Source organism: Streptococcus sp. CL6.35, assembly GCF_049737915.1.
Lineage (GTDB): Bacteria > Bacillota > Bacilli > Lactobacillales > Streptococcaceae > Streptococcus.
In genome coordinates this window covers 43275-64321 of the sequence record NZ_JBKOTU010000006.1, presented here as the reverse complement: position 1 = coordinate 64321, position 21047 = coordinate 43275, and the positions used below count along the sequence as shown (strand labels likewise).

Annotated in this window: 25 protein-coding genes; 2 read left to right on the top strand and 23 right to left on the bottom strand. The window is 42.9% G+C overall.

Annotated elements, in window-relative coordinates:
- Positions 1-222 precede the first annotated feature (222 nt).
- The 10 genes from endA to ACLNCP_RS07940 all read right to left on the bottom strand — a co-directional run bounded on the left by endA (position 223) and on the right by ACLNCP_RS07940 (position 7547).
- The gene (endA, locus tag ACLNCP_RS07985) at positions 223-1047 is read right to left on the bottom strand and encodes a DNA-entry nuclease EndA (protein WP_078237947.1); all 825 of its coding nucleotides are present in this window, start codon (positions 1045-1047) and stop codon (positions 223-225) included.
- Between the two features lie 38 nt (positions 1048-1085).
- Positions 1086-1274, bottom strand: a complete 189-nt coding sequence (locus ACLNCP_RS07980; protein ID WP_004241151.1) for a DNA-directed RNA polymerase subunit beta — start codon at positions 1272-1274, stop codon at positions 1086-1088.
- Complete coding sequence (gene murA / locus ACLNCP_RS07975) at positions 1267-2550, bottom strand: UDP-N-acetylglucosamine 1-carboxyvinyltransferase (RefSeq protein WP_084926075.1); 1284 nt, start codon at positions 2548-2550, stop codon at positions 1267-1269. Before murA ends, ACLNCP_RS07980 begins: the two co-directional genes overlap by 8 nt.
- Positions 2551-2573: 23 nt before the next feature.
- A complete protein-coding gene (locus ACLNCP_RS07970) occupies positions 2574-2804 on the bottom strand; it encodes a DUF1146 family protein (protein ID WP_000250398.1) in 231 nt (76 codons plus the stop codon).
- Positions 2805-2860: 56 nt separating this feature from the next.
- Positions 2861-3898 carry a SepM family pheromone-processing serine protease gene (locus tag ACLNCP_RS07965; protein WP_049492818.1) on the bottom strand — a complete coding sequence of 346 codons (1038 nt, stop codon included), beginning with the start codon at positions 3896-3898 and terminating at the stop codon, positions 2861-2863.
- A complete protein-coding gene (gene coaD / locus ACLNCP_RS07960; protein ID WP_049492816.1) occupies positions 3882-4370 on the bottom strand; it encodes a pantetheine-phosphate adenylyltransferase in 489 nt (162 codons plus the stop codon). The genes ACLNCP_RS07965 and coaD overlap by 17 nt, the downstream gene beginning before the upstream one ends.
- Complete coding sequence (gene rsmD, locus ACLNCP_RS07955; protein ID WP_049492813.1) at positions 4360-4899, bottom strand: 16S rRNA (guanine(966)-N(2))-methyltransferase RsmD; 540 nt, start codon at positions 4897-4899, stop codon at positions 4360-4362. The genes coaD and rsmD overlap by 11 nt, the downstream gene beginning before the upstream one ends.
- A 64-nt stretch (positions 4900-4963) precedes the next feature.
- Complete coding sequence (gene asnA, locus ACLNCP_RS07950; RefSeq protein WP_000748003.1) at positions 4964-5956, bottom strand: aspartate--ammonia ligase; 993 nt, start codon at positions 5954-5956, stop codon at positions 4964-4966.
- A gap of 112 nt (positions 5957-6068) precedes the next feature.
- Complete coding sequence (locus ACLNCP_RS07945; RefSeq protein WP_078237944.1) at positions 6069-6752, bottom strand: Bax inhibitor-1/YccA family protein; 684 nt, start codon at positions 6750-6752, stop codon at positions 6069-6071.
- Positions 6753-6806: 54 nt separating this feature from the next.
- Positions 6807-7547: an RNA methyltransferase gene (locus ACLNCP_RS07940; protein ID WP_261067096.1), complete on the bottom strand. Its 741-nt coding sequence runs from the start codon at positions 7545-7547 to the stop codon at positions 6807-6809.
- A gap of 33 nt (positions 7548-7580) precedes the next feature.
- Here ACLNCP_RS07940 and ACLNCP_RS07935 point away from each other — a divergent pair, with 33 nt between their 5' ends.
- Together ACLNCP_RS07935 and yidC are read left to right on the top strand one after the other, a co-directional pair.
- On the top strand, positions 7581-7859 hold the full coding sequence (locus tag ACLNCP_RS07935) for an acylphosphatase (RefSeq protein ID WP_001174616.1): 279 nt from the start codon (positions 7581-7583) through the stop codon (positions 7857-7859).
- Between the two features lie 77 nt (positions 7860-7936).
- Positions 7937-8863 (top strand): membrane protein insertase YidC, encoded by a 927-nt coding sequence (yidC, locus tag ACLNCP_RS07930; protein ID WP_261067097.1) that lies wholly within the window; start codon positions 7937-7939, stop codon positions 8861-8863.
- A gap of 181 nt (positions 8864-9044) precedes the next feature.
- Here yidC and pflA read toward each other — a convergent pair whose 3' ends face one another.
- The 13 genes from pflA to ACLNCP_RS07865 all read right to left on the bottom strand — a co-directional run bounded on the left by pflA (position 9045) and on the right by ACLNCP_RS07865 (position 20925).
- Positions 9045-9839, bottom strand: coding sequence for a pyruvate formate-lyase-activating protein (pflA, locus tag ACLNCP_RS07925; RefSeq protein ID WP_004255837.1), 795 nt, complete (start codon positions 9837-9839; stop codon positions 9045-9047).
- Between the two features lie 125 nt (positions 9840-9964).
- Positions 9965-11215, bottom strand: coding sequence for a diaminopimelate decarboxylase (locus tag ACLNCP_RS07920; protein ID WP_424844286.1), 1251 nt, complete (start codon positions 11213-11215; stop codon positions 9965-9967).
- Positions 11216-11281: 66 nt separating this feature from the next.
- Positions 11282-12109 carry a pur operon repressor gene (gene purR / locus ACLNCP_RS07915; protein ID WP_004255834.1) on the bottom strand — a complete coding sequence of 276 codons (828 nt, stop codon included), beginning with the start codon at positions 12107-12109 and terminating at the stop codon, positions 11282-11284.
- Between the two features lie 104 nt (positions 12110-12213).
- Positions 12214-13155, bottom strand: a complete 942-nt coding sequence (locus ACLNCP_RS07910) for a 3'-5' exoribonuclease YhaM family protein (protein WP_004260511.1) — start codon at positions 13153-13155, stop codon at positions 12214-12216.
- Positions 13145-14401, bottom strand: a complete 1257-nt coding sequence (gene rmuC, locus ACLNCP_RS07905) for a DNA recombination protein RmuC (RefSeq protein WP_049502256.1) — start codon at positions 14399-14401, stop codon at positions 13145-13147. The genes ACLNCP_RS07910 and rmuC overlap by 11 nt, the downstream gene beginning before the upstream one ends.
- A 1-nt stretch (position 14402) precedes the next feature.
- Positions 14403-15065 (bottom strand): thiamine diphosphokinase, encoded by a 663-nt coding sequence (locus ACLNCP_RS07900; RefSeq protein WP_424844285.1) that lies wholly within the window; start codon positions 15063-15065, stop codon positions 14403-14405.
- Positions 15028-15684: a ribulose-phosphate 3-epimerase gene (gene rpe, locus ACLNCP_RS07895; RefSeq protein ID WP_424844284.1), complete on the bottom strand. Its 657-nt coding sequence runs from the start codon at positions 15682-15684 to the stop codon at positions 15028-15030. The genes ACLNCP_RS07900 and rpe overlap by 38 nt, the downstream gene beginning before the upstream one ends.
- Positions 15685-15694: 10 nt before the next feature.
- The gene (gene rsgA / locus ACLNCP_RS07890) at positions 15695-16573 is read right to left on the bottom strand and encodes a ribosome small subunit-dependent GTPase A (protein WP_424844283.1); all 879 of its coding nucleotides are present in this window, start codon (positions 16571-16573) and stop codon (positions 15695-15697) included.
- A gap of 1 nt (position 16574) precedes the next feature.
- On the bottom strand, positions 16575-17447 hold the full coding sequence (gene rsmA / locus ACLNCP_RS07885; RefSeq protein ID WP_060627174.1) for a 16S rRNA (adenine(1518)-N(6)/adenine(1519)-N(6))-dimethyltransferase RsmA: 873 nt from the start codon (positions 17445-17447) through the stop codon (positions 16575-16577).
- A 130-nt stretch (positions 17448-17577) separates the two neighbouring features.
- On the bottom strand, positions 17578-17886 hold the full coding sequence (locus ACLNCP_RS07880; RefSeq protein ID WP_000333261.1) for a hypothetical protein: 309 nt from the start codon (positions 17884-17886) through the stop codon (positions 17578-17580).
- Complete coding sequence (locus ACLNCP_RS07875; RefSeq protein WP_000565528.1) at positions 17879-18520, bottom strand: ABC transporter ATP-binding protein; 642 nt, start codon at positions 18518-18520, stop codon at positions 17879-17881. The genes ACLNCP_RS07880 and ACLNCP_RS07875 overlap by 8 nt, the downstream gene beginning before the upstream one ends.
- Position 18521: 1 nt before the next feature.
- Entirely contained in the window at positions 18522-20552 is a 2031-nt protein-coding gene (locus ACLNCP_RS07870) for a bacteriocin-associated integral membrane family protein (RefSeq protein ID WP_000825283.1), read from the bottom strand.
- 76 nt (positions 20553-20628) lie between these two features.
- Entirely contained in the window at positions 20629-20925 is a 297-nt protein-coding gene (locus tag ACLNCP_RS07865) for a lactococcin 972 family bacteriocin (RefSeq protein WP_000815396.1), read from the bottom strand.
- Positions 20926-21047 lie beyond the last annotated feature (122 nt).

Here is a 21047-nt window from a genome sequence, read left to right as displayed (position 1 = left end):
ATATAGTCCAGTACATATTATTTTTTCTCATACTCTTCGAAATTCACTTTAAACCACGTCAGCTTCATCTGCAACTTCAAAGCTGTGCTTTGAGCAACCTGTGGCTAGCTTCCTAGTTTGCAATTTGATTTTCATTGAGTATCATTGTATATTGTAGCCCTGCTTAAACTAGTAAAAAAGAACTCCTATATCCACAAGTGACATAGGAGTTTATGTTATCTTTTACTGAGTTACCGTTACTTCTCCAGTTCGGTAATCCAGTTGAAGTCCCTTTTGAACATTGGGAACTAGGACATTAAATTCCAATTCTCCGTCTGAAGACTTGGCTTCAATCTGTGAAGCTGAAGGAACTAAATCCTCGTTTGAAGCATAATAAAGAGTTACACGGTAACGGACACGCTTGTTTTGGTCCAAGGCCTTACGTACCATGCTTTCATAGTAGTTTTGACCAGTCGAATCCTCGGCTTGAGCCTGATTTGCCCAGGCTGTTTGAACAGCAATGTTTTTAGGATTGCTTGTCGAGGCATCAAAACCATCCAAGCCACCGATTAAGGCATAGCCTAACAAGTGACCTCTATCGACCGCATGGGTATAAGACCCCTTTAGATTCTTAACCTGATGCCAGCCTGGAGGAGTCCATGAAGTCGAACCATTCCCAGTTTCTTCACGATTCTTGTACTGGCGAGTAGCCTTAGACAAGAGGGCATTAGCTACGGTTGGCACTGTTTCCTTGCCCACTGTCTTTGTTTTATTATCAGCGTAAGGTTTACTTGAAACCTTGGCATCTAGATTTGTTTTATTACCATTGACGATAAAAGCACCTGAGCCATTCCACTCAAGACTCCCTTTTATTTGGCTTTTGACTGCATCTGTTAAGACACTTTCTGCCAACTCTTGACTAGGAGCTTCAGACGCTTGTTTTTTCTGACTAAGTTTGGTTTTAGGACTATTAGATGTCGACTGCATCTGCTTGATATAATAGCTTCCCGCAGATAAGAGTAATAACACTAGCAGTCCGATCAGTGTCTGTCTTGTTTTTTTATCCATTTTTCTCCTTATCTCTAGAAAAAGACTGGTTCTCCAGCCTAATTTCCTGTAAATTTATGAATCAATTCCTGCCATTTTGCTGGAGACAGGATAGCCCATGGATCTTGACCCTTGCCCAAGATTCCATAACCTACCATTAAGCCGATACCTAGGGCTAGAGCACCTAAAAACAGTACCAAAATGACTAGAAGTAAACGCTTGATTACGTAGCTTGATTTCTTATTCATCTTCATCACTTGCCTCAATCCGCTGAATCTTAGCACCTAGCTGTGCCAACTTCTCATGAAAACGGTAGTAACCTCTATCCAAGTGAACCAATTTACCAACTACAGTTTCTCCTTGTGCTACCAAACCTGTCAAAATCAAGGCTGCGCTGGCACGAAGGTCAGTCGAAAGAACTTCTGCCCCCTGCAAAGCTTGTCCACCAACAATACGAGCTGTATCACGGATAATCTCAGAATGCAAGCCCATGCGACGCATTTCTTCTAAGTGCTGGAAACGATTTTCAAAAACTGTCTCCACCATAGTTGATTCGCCTTTTGCGACGGTCATCAAGGCTGTAAATTGGGCCTGCATATCTGTTGGAAATCCTGGGTGGGGCAAGGTTTTTACATGAACAGCTTTTAGATTTTCTAGTTGAGAGCGAACTCGAATTCCTTCAGTCTCCTCTGTCACTTCCACTCCCATTTCAAGCAATTTGGCAATCAAGGGACGGTTGTGCTCCCAGACAGCGTCTTTAATCAAGATATCACCACCAGTCATGGCAGCAGCTACCATAAAGGTTCCTGCTTCGATACGGTCTTGGACTACATTGTGAGTCGTACCATGAAGTTTCTCAACACCGGTAATGGTAATGGTCTCTGTACCAGCACCCTTAACCTTGGCTCCCATTTCATTGAGGAGAATGGCTAGGTCAACAATCTCAGGCTCACGCGCAGCATTTTCAATCACTGTCACCCCATCAGCCAGGGTAGCCGCCATCATCAAGTTCTGCGTTGCACCAACACTTGGAAAGTCCATATATATATGAGCGCCATGCAAGCGTTCTGCCTTGGCTTCGATGTAACCAGCTGTCTGACTAATCTTAGCCCCCATAGCTTCCAGACCTTTCAAATGAAGATCAATAGGACGGCTACCAATCGTACAACCACCTGGCATGGATACCTTAGCATGACCTACACGAGCAAGAATTGGTCCCAAGACAACGATAGATGCACGCATCTTGCTGACATACTTGTAAGGAGCTTCCTCAGTGATATCGCCAGTCGCATCCACCTCAACAAGATGATCTTCTTCATTAAAATCCACCTTGGCATTTAAACCACGAACCACCTGATTCATAGTGAAAACATCTGACAAGATAGGAACATTCTGCAAGACGGTCTTTCCTTCACTTGCTAGAATTGTCGCTGCCAACAAGGGTAAGACTGCATTCTTTGCTCCTTCGATCGTAACACTTCCTACCAGACGATTATCGCCACCTTGAACCACAATTTTTTCCATACTTATTTCCTTTACTCTTGATTTTATAATAATCCTCTAAACGCTTCTTGCCACAACTGATATAGGCTGATAAAGAAAGAACTCATGATGTAGCCCATTACAATGCTAAAAAAGGCTACTAGTAAACGAACTTTTCCTGTATTCTCAGCTGTCACTTTTAAAACCTTTTCCCATCTAACAAGATTCTTTAAAAGGTAAAAACTCACATAAATAAAGAGCATGTGACTGCTTAGAGTGAATAATAATTGAACCATTTGACTATTATACCATCTTCTCTGTTTGTGCGCTAGTTTGGAAACTTAACTTAAAACTAGGGATTGTTTTTCAAGTAATCAATTGCATCTTGTAGGGTTTTAACTGGCACGATTTTCATATCTGTCTTGATTGTTTTAGCTGCTTCTAGGGCTGTTTGGTAGTTGTTTTTCGCATCAGGATGTGCTTTTTGTTCTTCTTCGCTAACAGGGTTATCTGGAGCAAAGAAAATAGCAGCACCTTCTCTAGCCGAAGCTACAACTTTCTTATCAATACCTCCAATGTCCCCCACATTCCCATCGCGGTCAATGGTTCCTGTACCGGCAACGATACGGCCATTTCGAAGGCCAGGGTCAGATATCTGGGTATAGATGGCCAGACTAAACATGAGACCAGCACTTGGTCCGCCGATACCGGCTGTTGAAAAGCGAATTGGGACATCACTGGTCACTTCTGTACGGTCAATCAAGCCAATTCCAATTCCATTTTTGCCATTTTCCAAGGTAATAATCTTACCTTCTGCAGACTTGGTTTGCCCATCCTCTTCATAGGTCACCTTGACGGAGTCCCCTAGTTTTTGAGAATTGACGTAATCAATCAAGTCTTTGGAACTGTCGAATGTCTGATCATTGACTGCTGTGACCGTATCAGAGATGTTGAGAATCCCTTTAAAGGTCGAATTATCCGTCACAGTCAAAACATAAACCCCAAGATATTTTAGTTCAATATCCTTACCAGCTGTTTTTAGCCCTTGATACTTAGCCATATTCTGCGATGTCTGCATGTAGAATTGATTGATCCGCATAAATTCAACATCGGAAGAACCACCTGTAGTCTCCTGGGCACTACGAATATCTGTAAAAGGCGTCAACCAAGCATAAATCATATGGGCTAAAGTAGCGTGCTGGACACCAACCGTAACGAATTGATAGGCACCAGCTTCCTTATCTTCTGTGTCATTGACTTTAAGGACTTGGCGAATATCTTCCGAACCACCTGGAACCTCTATATAATAGGGCAAGGGCACTACAAATGCCAAGAAAGTCACAATCAAGGCCGCAATGACATATAAGGGCCATCTAATCTTTTTTTTCATTTCTTATTTCCTCCAAAATACTCTCAGGAACATAGCAGGCAACATCCTGACCAAACTTCAATAGCTCTCTAATACCGGATGAACTGAGATAGAGATGTTCAGGTCGGCTATGTAAATAAATTGTCTCTATATCAGGAGACAGCTGATGGTTGTAGTAATCAAAACTGGCTTCATATTGCAAATCCGCTGCATTCCTCAAACCCCGCACTAGGCAAGTTGCCCCCAGTCTTTTTGCGACATCAACTACCAATTCATCATGAGAAGACACAACTTTAACATTTCCCAAATGTTTCACAGCCTTTTCTAACCCCCGTTTACGATTTTCAAGAGGGAAAAATCCTTGTTTGTGGGGATTAAAAAAAATACCGACATAGAGCTTATCAAAAAGTCTGCTCGCCCGTTCAATCATATCCAGATGCCCATTTGTCATCGGATCAAATGAGCCTGTGAATAAGCCAATCTTATCTGACATATACTGTCACCTTACTAATTCCATAAATTTTTTCCTTCCAGATACCCAGGCAGGCAATTTCTTCTGGAAGCTCAACGGCTTTATCCGTCTCACACACGACCATGACATCTTCAGAAAAAAGCGCTCTCTCAGCCATTTTTTCAATATCTGCTACGATTTGTTCCTTGGCGTAAGGAGGGTCTAAGAAAATGAGGTCGAATTCGCCAGATACCTGTTCCAATGCCCTTTCTGCATCCATCTTGAGGAGTTGAAATTTTCCAACTTCCTTGGTCATCTGAATATTTTCAGCCACGATAGCCTGAGCTTTACGATCTCTCTCCACCAAAACAGCACTGGCCATGCCACGCGATACTGCCTCGATAGATAAACCACCACTACCTGCATAAAGGTCCAAGACTCGTCCACCTTCAAAGTAGGGACCAATCATGTTAAAAATAGCTCCCCTAACCTTATCCGAAGTAGGTCTTGTCGTCTTTCCTTCTAGTGTCTTGAGGGGACGTCCCCCATAGATTCCTGATACGATTTTCATACCGTTTATTATACCAAATTATGGGCGAAAAGAGAAAGAAAACCGAACCTTGCGGTTCGATTCTCTACAAAATATTTTCGTAAGTATCGCGGACTTCTTGAGGCCAAACACTTGTTTGCACTTCTCCGATGTGTTTCTTGCGAAGTAGGAACATGGCCATCCGAGATTGTCCAATTCCTCCACCGATTGTCAATGGGAATAGACCATTCAACAAAGCCTTGTGCCATTCCAATTCCAAGCGGTCTTCATCACCTGTAATGGCAACCTGACGACGAAGCGTTTCTTCATCTACACGGATTCCCATAGAAGACAACTCAAAGGCTCCCCCCAGAGACTCATTCCAAACAAGAATATCACCATTTAGACCCTTGTAACCATTTTCAGACTCACTTGTCCAGTCATCGTAGTCTGGTGCACGTCCATCGTGCGGTTTACCGTCTGGTAATTCACCACCGATACCGATCAAGAATACTGCTCCAAATTCTTTACAAATAGCATTTTCACGCTCTTTTGGTGTCAAATCTGGGTAGCGTTCTACCAACTCTTCTGTGTGGATAAAAGTGATTTGTTTTGGCAAGATTGATTCGATGTCATAGCGGGCTTCAACAGCTAGCTCAGTAAGACGAATAGCCTTGTAAATCTTCTCAACTGTTTCTTTTAGATAAGCGATATTACGTTTACCATTTGGGATAACTTTCTCCCAGTCCCACTGGTCAACATAAACAGAGTGGGTCGCATCAAGCGAATCTTCGTCTGGACGAAGGGCCTTCATGTGGACGAAAAGACCTTCACCTTCACCGAAACCAAAACGAGCCAAAGTGTGGCGTTTCCATTTGGCAAGGGAGTGCACCACTTCATAAGTAGCATCAGGGATTTGGAGAACCTTGACCGATACAGCATTCTCCACACCTGATAAGTTGTCCTGCATCCCGTCACCGACCCTACTCAAGATAGGACCTTGAACTTCGACAACTTCTAACTTATCTTTCAAATACTGGGTAAAAGTGTTTTTGACAAAGGAAATCTCTTCTTGTTGATGGATAAAACTTTTCTTCATAAACTACTCCTCAAAAAATTAATTAAAAGCATTATACACCTATTTCCAAGAAAAGAAAAGAGCAAATACGAAAAAAATCAGTGCTCCTTCGAACACTGATGTTAGGGACCTTCTAGTCATTGCGACCAAAGATACGTAAAATACTTAGGAAAAGATTGATAAAATCAAGATAGATACTAAGAGCCATTGACACAACCCAACCTGTCGCTACACGACCTTGTGATTGCTCATAGGCATAGCGAATTTTTTGGTTATCTGAAGCAATCAGCCCTGAGAAAACCAAAACCATGGCTACGCTAATCATATAATCAAAGAAACCGCTAGCCAAGAAAATATTAACTACCATGGCAATCAGCAAACCGATAAGAGCCGCCATCATCGCTCGACCAAGCCCGCTCAAGTCTTTCTTGGTGAACATGCCAACTGCCGCCATGACAAAGAAGAGAAGGGCGCTCGACACAAAGGCAGATAAAACTGTACCTGGAGTATAGAAGGCCACCACAAAACTGAGTGTAAAGCCGTTTAATACTGAGTAAAGTAAAAATACTGGAAGAGCCGCTGGACTATTCTTTAAGGCCATGCTACTGGCAACGAAAACCAAGGCCAACTCTGCAAAAGTAGCAATGGTCAACCAGAGACGCCCCTGCATCAAAAAGTAAACCAACTGAGATTGAAAGACCGTCAACATAAGGCCTGATACCAAAGCAGATAGTCCGATCCCCAGACCAACAAAGGCATAAACCTTAGCGTAAAATTGATTGAGACCTGCGCGGTCATGAATAATAGTGTGATTCATCTTTTCTCCTTTTCTATGAACATCTTTCCTTGATTATAACAAAGAAAGTTAAAATTAGCTTAAATGGAAAATTAAAATACCTGCTGCAACGGCAACATTGAGACTCTCGGCCTGACCCTTCATGCTAATATGGACCAACTGGTCTGCACTTTCAACCATGAGGGGACTAATTCCTTGACCCTCATTTCCCATGACTAGTACAAAATTTTCTATAGAAGGCAGTTCTCTGTAATCAACAGAATCTTTAGATAGGGTTGTTGCCAGCACAGGTACACCTGCCTCTTTAGCTCCCTCGAGAAGCCTTTGACTAGACATTCGGTAAATAGGCAGATGAAAATGACTGCCTTGCATCGAACGTAAGGTCTTGAGACTGTAGATATCTGCCGACTTATCTGAAACAATCACTCCAGTAAAACCTGCTGCATCCGCAGTCCGAATGATCGTTCCCACATTACCAGGATCTTGCACATCTTCCAAAAACAAGAACTTGCCCTGACTCAAATCAGCTTGTCCTACTTCTTCTTTTTGAACCACGGCAACAATTCCCTGTGGAGTCTGAGAATCCGCCAAATCTAGCAAAATATCCTCTGACACCCAGACAGTTTGCGGAAAAGCAGCTAACTGATCTCGGTAATTTTCTAGAGCAAAGATTTTTTCAATTGTCACTCCAGCTTGAACAGCTTCTTCAAACAAGTGCCAGCCTTCAATCAAATAGGCAGACTTGCGGTATTTTTTTTGGTGTAATTTCTTGGCATTTTTTACCACAGAATTGGCTTTTGAGGTTATAATAGTCATAGAAATATTATAACACAATCAAAGGGGTTTGGTATGCAAAAGGTTAGAATGATTGCCCAAGGTAGGGTGCAGGGAGTCGGCTTTCGTTGGGGTGTTTACAGCTTGGCACTTGAAATTGGTGGTATCACAGGTCGGGTATGGAATAACGACGATGGCACAGTCGAAATATTAGCCCAAGCAGACTCATCTGCTACCATGGCAAAATTTATCCAAGAAATCCGCAAAGGACCCACACCTTTTTCAAAAGTCAGCTACTTAGATGTCAAACTGAGCAACTTTCCTCCCTACCCTGACTTTAAAATCGCAAATTAGGTCTCTAGAACTATTGTATATTTTGTAAAAAAACAGTAGAATAGAAAGGTATAATTTTTAAAGAAGGAATAAAAACAGTGAAATCTATTAAACGTTTTGCACTCTCAGCTATGGGAGTGGCTATGTTACTTGTTTTGACAGGTTGCGTTCAGATTGATAAAGCAACAGGTAAGCCAATTGGTCCCGTTTGGGATTTCTTGGGTGCCCCGATGGGAGAAGCTATCAAGTACTTCGCTACTGATAAAGGTCTAGGCTTTGGTGTCGCTATCATTATCGTAACCATTATCGTGCGCTTGATTATCTTGCCACTTGGTATCTACCAATCATGGAAGGCGACACTTCACTCTGAAAAGATGAATGCCCTCAAGCACGTCCTTGAGCCACACCAAACACGTCTCAAAGAAGCAACTACTCAAGAAGAAAAACTCGAAGCCCAACAAGCCCTCTTTGCAGCTCAAAAAGAGCACGGCATCAGCATGTTTGGTGGTGTAGGATGTTTCCCTATCCTCCTTCAAATGCCTTTCTTCTCAGCTATCTACTTTGCTGCCCAACATACTGAAGGTGTTGCTCAAGCAAGCTACCTAGGAATTCCTCTAGGTTCTCCAAGTATGATTTTGGTTGCCTTCGCTGGTATTCTTTACTATCTTCAATCGCTCCTTTCACTTCACGGAGTAGAAGACGAAACGCAAAGAGAACAAATCAAGAAAATGGCTTACGTGAGCCCAATCACGATTGTTGTCTTCTCCCTCATTTCACCAGCCAGTGTCACACTTTACTGGGTTGTCGGTGGTTTCATGATGATTCTCCAACAGTTTATCGTCAACTATATCGTTCGTCCAAAACTTCGCAAAAAAGTCCGTGAAGAACTAGCCAAGAACCCACCAAAAGCACGTGCTTTCTCTACACCAAGTGGACGAAAAGACGTTACCCCTGAACAACCAACTGCTATCACAAGCAAGAAAAAACACAAAAATCGCAACGCTGGAAAACAACGTTCGAGATAAGAAGAAAAAGGCTTAGCTAGTTTGCTAAGTCTTTTTTGCAAGTCATACTCTTCGAAAATCAAATTCAAACCACGTCAGCTTCGCCTTGCCGTACTCAAGTACAGCCTGCGGCTAGCTTCCTAGTTTGCTCTTTGATTTTCATTGAGTATCAAAAGCCCGATGTTTCCATCAGGCTTCTTTTTTATCCATGTACACGTTTCATATAGTCTTGATAACTTTCGGTATCCATGAGTTTTTTAGCGTTCTTAACGCGGTCTGCTGTTGGTGGTTTGACCCCTTCGAGGGAATAAGGAATTCCCAGTTCACGCCATTTAAACTCACCCATAGTGTGATAAGGCAGAATTTCAAACTTATCAACATTTTTGAGGGTCTTGACGAACTTACCAAGTTCAATCAAGTCATCATCTCTATCTGTCAATCCTGGAACTAGCACGTGGCGAATCCAGACAGGTTTCCCAATATCTGATAGATACTGGGCACAAGCCAAGATATTTTTATTGGTTTGGCTAGTGACAATTTTGTGCTGTTCTTCGTTGATTTCCTTGATATCTAAGAGAACCAAGTCAGTGACAGCCATGAGTTTGTCAAACTTTTCAAGGTAACGTGGTTTATTACGGAATGGAAGGGCACAGGTGTCCAAGGTACAGTGGATTCCTTGTTCCTTAGCCTTGGTGAAGAGGGCAATCAGGAAATCAATCTGCAAGAGGGCTTCTCCTCCACTGACTGTAATCCCACCCTTATTTCCCCAGAAACCGCGATAACGCAAGGCTTCTGTCAAGACATCATCTACCGTCCGTTCACGTGATTTATTGGACTCCATAGCCCAAGTGTCTGGGTTGTGGCAATACTGGCAACGCATGTGACAGCCCTGCAAAAAGACAATAAAGCGAATACCAGGGCCATCTACCGCCCCAAAACTTTCTGTCGAATGCACCATTCCTGTCACTTGTCCATAATCAATTGTTTCTTCAGACATATCGTTACCTTCCTTGAAAACGTTTTATAGTTTTATTATATCACGACTTGAAGGAAAAACAAGATTTTTGCCTATTTTTTAGAAAGCAATCTGTTTTTCAATTTCATTTTCAATTACTTATCATTTTATTCTTCAAAATCAAAGCCATATAAGGTTGCAAAATAGTCCTCAGGGCGCTCTGCACGGCGGATTTGACGGACTTTGCCTTCTTCGGTATAGAGGATTTCCGCAGAACGAAGTTTGGCATTGTACTGGTAGCCCATTGAAAAACCGTGAGCACCTGTATCATGAATGACCAGCAAATCACCGATTTCTGTATGAGGCAGTTCGCGATTCACTGCAAATTTATCATTGTTTTCACAGAGTGAACCAACCACATCTACCACTTCAGCTGGTCCATCTGGATGGGTCACGTTAGTAATATGATGGTAGGCTCCGTACATAGCTGGACGCATGAGGTTGACTGCTGATGCATCCACACCCAGATAAGTACGGTAAGTTTTCTTCTTATGAGTGACTCTTGTGACCAAAGCACCGTGAGGGGCTAGCATAAAACGACCCAATTCGGTGAAAATCTTGATCTGACCAAGACCTGCTGGCGTAAGAACCTCTTCATAAACCTTACGAACTCCCTCACCAATCAAAGCGATATCATTTGGCTCCTGGTCTGGACGATAGTTGACACCAATACCGCCAGAAAGATTGATAAAGTCTAGCGAAATGCCCAACTTTTCCTTGATTTCAACAGCCAATTCAAAGAGCTGACGAGCCAACTCTGGGTAATAGAGATGGGTGACGGTATTAGACGCTAGGAAGGAGTGAATCCCAAAAGTCTTAGCTCCTTTTTCCTTCAAGATGGCAAAAGCTTCAAAGAGCTGATCCTTGGTCATGCCAAACTTGGCTTCTCCAGGATTGTCCATGATGTCTGTCCCCAGTTCGAAAACGCCTCCAGGATTGTAACGACAAGAGATGATTTCTGGAATGCCTGCTGCACGCTCTAGATGTTCAATATCTTCAAAGGCATCCAAGTTAATGGTCGCACCCAATTCACGTGCATAGGCGTATTCCTTGTCTGGCGTATTGTTTGAAGAGAACATGATCTCAGAACCAGGGAAATTCAATTTATGACTCATCAAAAGCTCCACATAACTAGAGCAGTCCACACCGCAACCTTCCTCTTGGAGAATTTTCAAAATAGCTGGAGTTGGAGTAGCCTTAACTGCAAAATATTCCTTAAAGCCCTTGTTCCACGAAAATGCTTGGTTGACGGCTCTTGCCTTTTCACGAATTCCCTTCTCATCATACAAGTGAAAGGGAGTCGGGAACTCGGCAACAATCTTTTCTAAGTCTTCTTTATTGATAAATGGTGTTTTCATAAGTTTCCTTCTATTCTATTTGCAAAGAAAGGCTGGGACAATCGTTCCAACCTTTAGTTCTATCTCTTATTTATCTTCGTCAAAGATATTGCCAACCTCAACATCGATGGTTTGGTTCTTGACATCAATATTGGTTACCTTCAAGAGTGACTTGTAGTCAAACTGCTTTTCACGTTCTTCTTGGGCATTATCCGCAAAGACTGCTACACCAGCCAATTCCGAATCAAACTCACGCAAGAGACTAATCATCCCATTGACAGTTCCGCCGCCTTTCAAGAAGTCATCCACAATCAAGACACGGCTGCCTGCCTTGAGACTGCGTTTTGAAAGAAACATTTTCTCAATGCGATCTCCACTTGAACCGGATACATAGTTGACGCTGACAGTTGAACCTTCGGTAATTTTCAGGTCACGGCGCACAATAACAAAGGGAACATTGAGGACATTGGCAACTGCATTTGCAAGTGGAACACCCTTAGTAGCTACTGTCATAACCGCATCAATTTTTTGGTCCATAAAGCTCTTGGCAATAATGCGACCAATATTTTTCAAGATAGCTGGTGTACTAAGCAAATCAGACAGGTAGATATAGCCACCTGGCAAGATACGGTCACTTTCTGACAACTTAGCACGCAAGTCCTCAACCATTTCCTTGGCATCATGGCTTGAGATTGATGGTGTGAAAATGACACCACCACCAGCACCAGTTACTGTCTGGATATGACCGATTTCAATTTCCTCAAAGGCTCGTTTGATAATGACGATATCCTCTGAGATGGATGATTTAGCAGATTCATACTTTTCAGCAAAAGTATTGAGACTAGTTAGTTTATAAGGATTATTAATCAAATAGTTGGAAATGACAACCATCCGATCACTTCTTCTTAATTTCATTTCTATTTCCCACTTCATTTAATTTTGATATTTTATCTATTATACCATATTCACATAAAAAAACGAACATTCTTATCCTAAAAATGCTCATTTTTCTTAAATTATTAATCTAAATCTGGTTTATAGAAGGAACGATTGTCCATTGCGAAGATTTTATTGGTCATCTCTCCTTTATCCACCAAAGCAAGAGCAGTTGACATCATCATCATGCTTGCATCCAGATTGTCAATCATATGGATAATCTCTGCTTCCATAATGCGTGGACGGACTGGACTTCCATACTCAAGCAAGCCGTGGTGACTAAGGATGACGTGACGAAGCAGAACGACTTCTTCCTTGGTATCATCGATACCGAGTTCCATAACTGTTTTAGTAATTTCGCTATCAATCAAAGCAATATGCCCAAGGAGATTGCCTCGCACTGTATACTCGGTCTGGTCTGGTCCCGTCAACTCAATGACCTTAGCCAAGTCATGCAGCATAATCCCCGCATAGAGCAGGCTCTTATTGAGCTGAGGATAAACTTCGCTAATAGCATCTGCCAAACGCACCATGGTTGCAGTGTGGAAAGCCAAACCCGTTTCAAAGGCATGATGGTTGGTCTTGGCTGCTGGATAAGAGTAAAATTCCTTATCATACTTGGTGTAGAGCTTTCGGACAATCCGTTGCCAAACAGGATTTTCAATTTTAAAAATCATTTGCGACATATAGTCACGGATTTCCTTGACATCAACTGGCGACTTGACCTTGAAATCAGCTGGATCATTGGGTTCGCCAGGTTGAGGCAGGCGGAGAGTAATTTGATTGACCTGTGGAGTGTTGTTATAAACTTCTCGGCGTCCTTTCATGTGGACAACCTTGCCTGCTGTAAAGGCCTCAACGTTATGAGGTTGGGCATCCCAGAGTTTCCCTTCAATCTCGCCACTATCATCTTGGAAGGTAAAAGCTAGGTAGTTTTTCCCAGCGCGAGTTTGTCTCAGGTCAGCTGATTTGATTAGGTAAAAGCCTTCAAACAGCTCGTCTTTTTTCATGTGACTAATCTTCATATTCTTCCTCATTTTCTTGGAAATGGAGTAGATCAAGCGCAGGCTCACCTTCTGACAACTCAATGTGACGGAGCGTCCGCTCGATAGCTGTGGTACGACGGTTTAATAATTCATCAATATTGCCAGAGGCATGTTGGAGGTGTTTTTGTGCCTTGACCAGAATGCCACCAAACTTACCAAACTCGGTCTTAACACTGGCAAGAGTCTTACTGATATGGTCGGCACTCTTTTGGATATTTAGAGTTTTGAAGCCAACTGATAGGGAGTTAAGAAGGGCTGATAGGGTACTTGGACCTGCGACAATAATCTGCTCCTCCCGTCTCAAGTCATCAAAGAAGACCGGATTGCGGACGATTTCTGAGTAGAGACCTTCTGTTGGCACAAACAAAACTCCAAAATTGGTCGTTCGAGGCGGTGCTATGTACTTGTTCCTGATATCCTTGGCAAAGCGTTTGACGCTGGCTAGGAGCGACTTACGACAGCGTTCAATCTCACCCTTGTCACCTGCTTCATATGCTTCTTCTAGGCGGTAATAATCTGCCAGTGGAAACTTAGAGTCAATTGGTAGGTAGACGTATTCCTGATCGCCTTGTCCGGGTAACTTGATGGCGTACTCCACTCGTTCACTAGAGTTTTCAACCGTTGCATATTCTCGTTCATACTGGGCAGGGGTCATGATGTCTTCGATGATTTGCCCCAGTTGCAATTCTCCAAGAATCCCTCGCGTTTTGGTTCCAGAGAGAACCTTGTTAAGGGCGCCGACATCACGGGCAACTGTCTGCATTTCTCCAAGGCCACGATTGACCGACTCCAGTTGTTTGGAAACTGTCTCAAAGGAAGCCTGCAAGCGTGTCTGTAAGGTCTTTTCTAGTTTTTCCTCGACTGTTTGGCGCATTTGTTCCAAGCGTTGCTCATTTGATTCCTGCAAGGCTTGGAGACGTTGGTCAGTCTTGTCTCTGGTTTGGAGGAGATTATCTGTCATTTCTTGACGAACCTGAGTCAGACCTTGGTGCAATTCAATTCTCACTTCTTGCAAACGGTCACTGACAGACACTTCCAAATCTTTTTGATCTAACTGGCTGGCTTGTCTTGCTTGTTCAAAGCGGTAATCCAACTGGTCTGACAAGTGATCTGCCTGATCCTCCAAGATCTTACTTAGATGTTTTTCCTGCTTATCCTGCCTTTGCCAAATCAGAAAGATACCAGCTAGGTTGGCAATCAATAATAGAACAAGTAAACTTTCCATCCTACCTCCTGTCCTTGCTATGCAGCACGACCACATAGCCATCTGGGCAAGTCACCGAAACTTCCCTATCTATATATTCGTTAGAAGCGTACACTTTTTTAAAGAAAAAATTTTCCTCAGTTAACTCATACTTGGCTCCAAGAATGGTCAGCTGGCTATCCCGAACCGGCATAAAAGCTAGATAGTCGTAGTCTAAACGGGGTTCTAGCTGACTGGTCCCTTCTGGACAATAGGCAATCAAATTTTGTCCATCCTCAATTTCTATCTGGCGCATATAAGGCGCCAACTTGGGATTGCTAGGAAGAAAAACATTGGCCAGCATGTGATCAATACGGCCACCCAGAGCACCGAAAATAGTGACCTGGGCCTGAGGATTTTGTTCAAAGATGGTTAAGAGAGCCAATTCCAGATCTGTATCATCCTTTTCTGGTCGGGCTTGAACAAAATGCTGGGCACGTTTTTGAATCACCTGTCGCTCTTCTGCAGTGACAGAATCAAAATCGCCAACCGCTAGAGCAAGAGGCAAATCTTCTTCCAAGACCCAGAGCGAGCCGCGATCCACACCGACAAAACTATCAAAGTCCGTCCGATAATGTCCGCGGTCTCCACCGGCAAAAACGGCAACCCTAGTCCAGTTGTTTTCTGAGAGTTTGTACTCGCTCATTGACATCTCCCTTAAAGACATAGGAACCTGCTACAAAAACGGTCGCACCAGCTTCTTTGGCTTGGGCAATAGTTTGGTCATCAATCCCACCATCCACTTCAATCTCAAATTTCAAGCCTTTTTCTTCACGAAGAGCAACCAACTCACGAACCTTATCCATGGTTTCTGGCAGAAAAGCTTGCCCACCAAATCCAGGGTTAACCGTCATGACTAAGACTTGGTCAACTAGGTGAAGCACGTGCTTAATCGCCTCAACAGGTGTGCCAGGATTGATAACAACTGAAGGCTTAACTCCGAGTGAACGAATTTTTTGGAGGGCACCATGAATATGGGGCGTTGCTTCCACATGGATGCTGATGATATCCGCACCTGCACGCGCAAAGTCTTCTAAATGATGCTCTGGATTAGCTACCATCAAGTGGCAGTCAAAGACCATCTTACTATGAGGACGAAGAGCTTCGACCACACCCGCACCAAAACTGATTTGCGGTACAAAATGACCATCCATAATATCGATATGGGCATATTCTGCCCCAGTTGCTTCTAAGCGTTTGATTTCACGTTCAAAGTTGGCATAATCTGCTGCCAGAATTGACGGAGCAATCTTGTATTGAGACATAGGTTTCTCCTTATTTTGGAATTTTTTTGCTGACTTTTTTATAGGTTTCTCTGCGATTTTCAATCTCACTGAGGAATTGTAGGTAGTTGTCAAAACGGAAGGTAGCAATGATGCCTTCTCCTACTGCTAGTTTTATAGCGCAAGACGGCTCATGGGTATGGGTACAAGTGCGGAATTTGCAGTCTCGACTGACACTAGCAATCTCTGGAAAGGCCTGATTAAGGTCTTCTGCTGTTGATACTTCATAGTCCAAGGATGAAAAACCTGGTGTGTCTGCGATTTTACCCCCATTGAGGTTGTAAAAACTAACAGCTCGAGTGGTATGGCGCCCGCGACCCAGACTGTCTGAGATTTCTCCCGTTTCAAGATTAAGGTCCGGTGCGATTTTATTGAGAAGAGTTGATTTTCCAACGCCCGTCTGCCCCATAAAAACCGTCACTTTGCCTGTTAACAAAGGCAAGAGTTCCTCTTTACTGGTCACAAAGTCATAGCCGATGTCACTATAAGTCTGTTCATGAAAATCCAGTTGCCCTCTATCTTCCAACAAATCCATTTTAGAAATATAGACGATGGGATGGATGTCCTTGTGCTCCAAAAGAACCAAGAAACGATCCAGCAAATTGCTGTTAAAATCAGGCTCTTTAACGGACATGATTACTACAGCTTGGTCAATATTGACAATGGGAGGACGGACTAGGCTGTTTTTGCGTTCATGAATCTTGAGAATATAACCTTCTGAATTTTCCTCGGCAGAGAAATCTACCCAGTCCCCAACGTAAGGGGTATGACCTTTTTTACGGAAATTTCCACGCGCCCGTGTTTGATAAACCTTTCCCTCACTCTCTACATAGTAGAAGCCTGCCAAGGCTTTAATGATTTGTCCCTGCATCTTAGAGTCCTTGCCCTTTAAGCGCGTCTGCTAGGCTGGCAAATTCTTCCAAGCTAAGAGCTTCCCCACGCACACTTGGTGACAAACCTGCTTGGTCCAAAGCCTTGGTCAGCTTGTCCTTGACTTCTTCAGTCTTGCCAAAGTAACCTGTCAAGTTATTCCACAAGGTCTTGCGGCGATGAGTAAAACTTGCCTTGGAAACCTTAAAGAAGAAGTTCTCGTCTTCAACTGCTACAGCTGGTTCTGGACGGCGCACCATTTTCAAGATAGCTGAGTCCACATTTGGCGCTGGCACAAATACCGTACGAGGCACGATAAAGGCAACCTTGGCTGTCATGTAATACTGCACCGCAATCGACAAGCTACCGTAGGCCTTGGTATTCGGCTGGGCTGAAATGCGGTCTGCTACTTCCTTTTGCATCATGACCACAAACTCACTAAAAGAAATGCCACTCTCAATCAAGTGCATGAGAATAGGCGTCGTAATGTAGTAAGGCAAATTAGCCACTACCTTGATTGGCAGGTCAGGATTTTTAAAATTCTGGATATGTTGCGCCAAATCGATCTTGAGAATGTCCTCGTTGACTACGGTCACATTGTCAAAATCACGCAAGGTATCTGCCAAAATCGGTACCAAACGGTGGTCGATCTCAAAGGCCATAACTTGAGCTGCACGCTCAGCCAGAAACTCCGTCAAGGCACCAATCCCTGGCCCAATTTCGATAACATTGACCTGGTCATCAATCTCAGCCGTATCCACGATTTTTTGTAGGATATTGGTATCCGTCAAGAAATTTTGCCCGAAGGACTTTTTAAAGGTAAAACCGTGACGCTCCAGCACTGCCTTGGTCACGCTATAATCTGCAATTCTCATCTATTCTCTTTTCTATTATCTGTTACTACTATTGTAACACATTCCCCTTGTATTTTGGGGGTGAAAATCATACCAAAAAACTATCTTCTCTCATGAAGAAAGATAGTCTTGAAAATCTTTAAAGGTGGACTTAGCGGTTCTCTCGAAACATCCGTTCGAAAAAATCAGCTTCTTTATAACTTCGATTTTCAGGTAGGGTCAAATCTACATCCTCCTCCACGTCGTCCACTGTCAGTTCAACCGTTTGAGGTAAATTTTTCAAACGATAATGCTTTTGCCTTTGCCCTTCAATACTAGCAAAATCAAGCAAATAGCCATTCACTCGGATTTGAACCAAAAGGAGATGATTGGTCATATTTTCCATGATGAGAATATCTTCTAAACCACCTCTGGCACTAGGATAATCAGATACCCTGCGAATACGGATTTTTTCACACATGAGCAAGCTCCCTCATATCAATGATTTCATCGGCCTTATTCCAGACTAGGGGATTATGGGTCGCAATGATGATAATTCGATTTTCATCTTTCAAGCCCACCAAGAGATTCATAACCTCCTCTGAATTTTCAGGATCAAGAGCTGCTGTTGGTTCATCTGCCAAAATCAAGGGTGGATTTTTCAAAATAGTCTTCGCAAGGGCAACTCGTTGAGCCTCTCCCCCAGATAAGGTATAAATTTTTTGTTCTAGATCCAAATACCCTAGATTAACTTTTTCTAAAGCCTCCACTTGCCTTTCCAAACGTTCTACTTTTGAGATTTTCTGACCAACAAAGCCCAAATCCAAATTCTCTTTGATTGATTGGTTCTCTAAGAGACCAAAATTTTGAAAGAGATAGCCCATCTGGTCTCGAAAATACTCACGAGTGGGAATGGTTTTTAAATCTTTCCCCTGATAGAGAACCCTTCCTCCATCTATCTTTTCTAGTTTACCTAAGATATTCAGCAGAGTCGTCTTTCCGCTTCCACTCTTACCGATTAAGGCATAAACCTTGCCCTTCTCCAGCTTGAGGTTTAAACCAGAGAAAATCGCGCGGTCATTAAACTTCTTTTCCAATCCTTGAATATCAATCATCTTATTTTCCTTTCAATACTGCCATGCTACCAGCTTCTTCTTTTTTATCCTGTCTAACTAAAATCAACAGAGCGTTAAGCGTAAACAAAGCTACAACTAGAGCGCTAATCAAGCTATCTCCTGTCAAAACACTAGATAGGATTAGCCCAAGTAAGAGAACTCCTCCTTGCGCCAGTAAGTACTTGCCATGAAGCTCATAGATTGTCATACCAGAAAGACGTTTAATCATGATCTCCCGTCTAAACTGCTCAAAATAGAGAAGATTCATGGAATCAAATAACAAGATAGCCGTAGATAGAGTCAAAATAGTCCCAATAAGGAGAGAGTAGAACTCCATCCGTTTGTCATTTAGTACCTTGGCAAAAAATAGCTGGCTTTTTACCAAATAAGAGACCTTGTGATACAGACCTTGCTCTTTTAGAGCTGTGATGCTGTCTTGATATTGATCTAATTTCAAGGCACTATTAGCCGTAGTTCCCCATAACATCCCTGCAACAGGTCTTGTTCCAGTCGCTTGCGGCGTTAAAACTACAATAATCGGATCTTTTAGGTACTGGCGTGTCGTCTTGTACCCATCGTTATAGAGGAAGCGTTCCTGTCCTGTTTCTGTAAAAGCTAGCGTTACCTGTGGGAGGTAGTGTTTCTGACTCGTCACTTCTACACTTTCAGATGAAAAGTTTTGCAGGTAATCTGTAAATAATCCTTGATAGTAGGCAGACTGCTCTCGCAAGCTCTCAGGCAAGATCAGCCCAAACTCTCCCTCAGACAAGTTTTGCATCTTATCCATAAACTCTGAAGAAACGGTAATCTTTTCTTCTATCAGATAGCGCGGTGAGACATAGATGACATTCCCTGACGGTGTGTAGTCATTGAGACGATTGCCATCTAGGTCCACTTCTGCTCCATCTGAGAAATTGTCAACATTGCTCATAATATAAAAAGAGTCTGTATTGGCTAACCGTTCTTCAGTAAATGTCTGCCACTCACGATTATCCTTACGCATTCCTTCTTCATCGGCAAATGCACTAGACCAACCAAAGGATAGACGGTAACGGTCTGAGGACTGGCTCCATTTATCGCTAGCTCTCTCCATTTCCTGCATTTCACGGTAGTGGGGTAGGAGAGCAGTCGCACTCGAGCCGACCACCAGCACGGCCAAGAGTTGCCCCACCATCATCAATGTCATCATACGTTTGAGAGGGAGTTTCCCTTTCAATAGATCCACCAGACTATTTTCTTGTAAACCAAGTAGATACACGATACTTAATAAGGTAGAAATCCCTACCAAGGCCAATCCATAAAGCAAAAGACCAATGATGACCAGTTGTACCGTTGCCATAAACAAGGCACCTTGATACCAGAGAATCCCCAATCCCAAAAGACTGGATACCAGCACTGAGCAGATAAGCTGTCTCACATCTTCTAACACTGGTCTGAGAGCCACCCCAAACAAGCTCTCACCAGCTATTAAGCGAATCCCTGCTTGACGAAGGGACTTGATCCGATAAATCAGGGTCAGACTCATAAAGGTCAGCAGAAAAATAGCTAGACTCAGTAGCCCCATAGGGGTGGCCGCCAATAATAAGACTATCGAAAATGGATCTTCTCCATTCGAAACAAAGCCTTGATAACCAAGTTCTTTCAAGGTGGTCTGTAAACTCACTCCATCCAAACTTCCTGACACAATCAAGTAAGACCCTAATAAATCACTCGTTTCTGAACTCTCCTTGGAGGAAATGGTCAGACCTTCTGGAAGCTCTCCCTCACCATAAGTGGCATAGATAAAGCGTGTTTCTCCAGCTTCATTTGGCTCAACAATCCGACGGGCGATGAGACTATTATGCTCTACCGCCAAGTGACTCAAAGCCTCTGTCACCTCTTCGCGACTAGCTACTGGTTGATTTATCACCATTCCTGTCACATCAACAGAAGGATAGTTACCAAATAAAATCTCTTCTCGATGGTCAACGGAAGTTATCACCATATAAAGCGATACCAATACCATTGAAATCAAAATAAATAAACGTTTCATCATTTCCTCCAAAAAGTTACTTGGTCACTTAGTGAGAAGGTGACCAAGTAAAGCTAAACAATAGGGCTATACCATTCTAAACATTATAGTAGAATGCAACTTTCTCTCCCCAAGAAGTACGAATCCATGCACGAGAAGTCCCTCCAGCACCAGCATATCCCTTATCAGATGAACCAGTTTTTCTACTAACAACTGTTGAGCTATGATATTCTGAAGAGTGATAGTAGTTTGAGTAAGCACCTCCGTCACCTGAACCATACGTCCAGACACCACCATCTGGATACTTAACCGCGGCCGATACTACTGCTACACTTCCACCTAATGTTGCTGCAATGCTCGCTACAAGGGCTAATTTTTTAACTGTTTGTTTCATATTGATACTCCTCTATTTTTTATTTTATCATAAATATTTATTATATATTGTCCATTTTCTATTCAAGTAAAACTAAGTCCTGGATCATAGACCTTTTCAAAGCAATACCTCATGGTATCCTC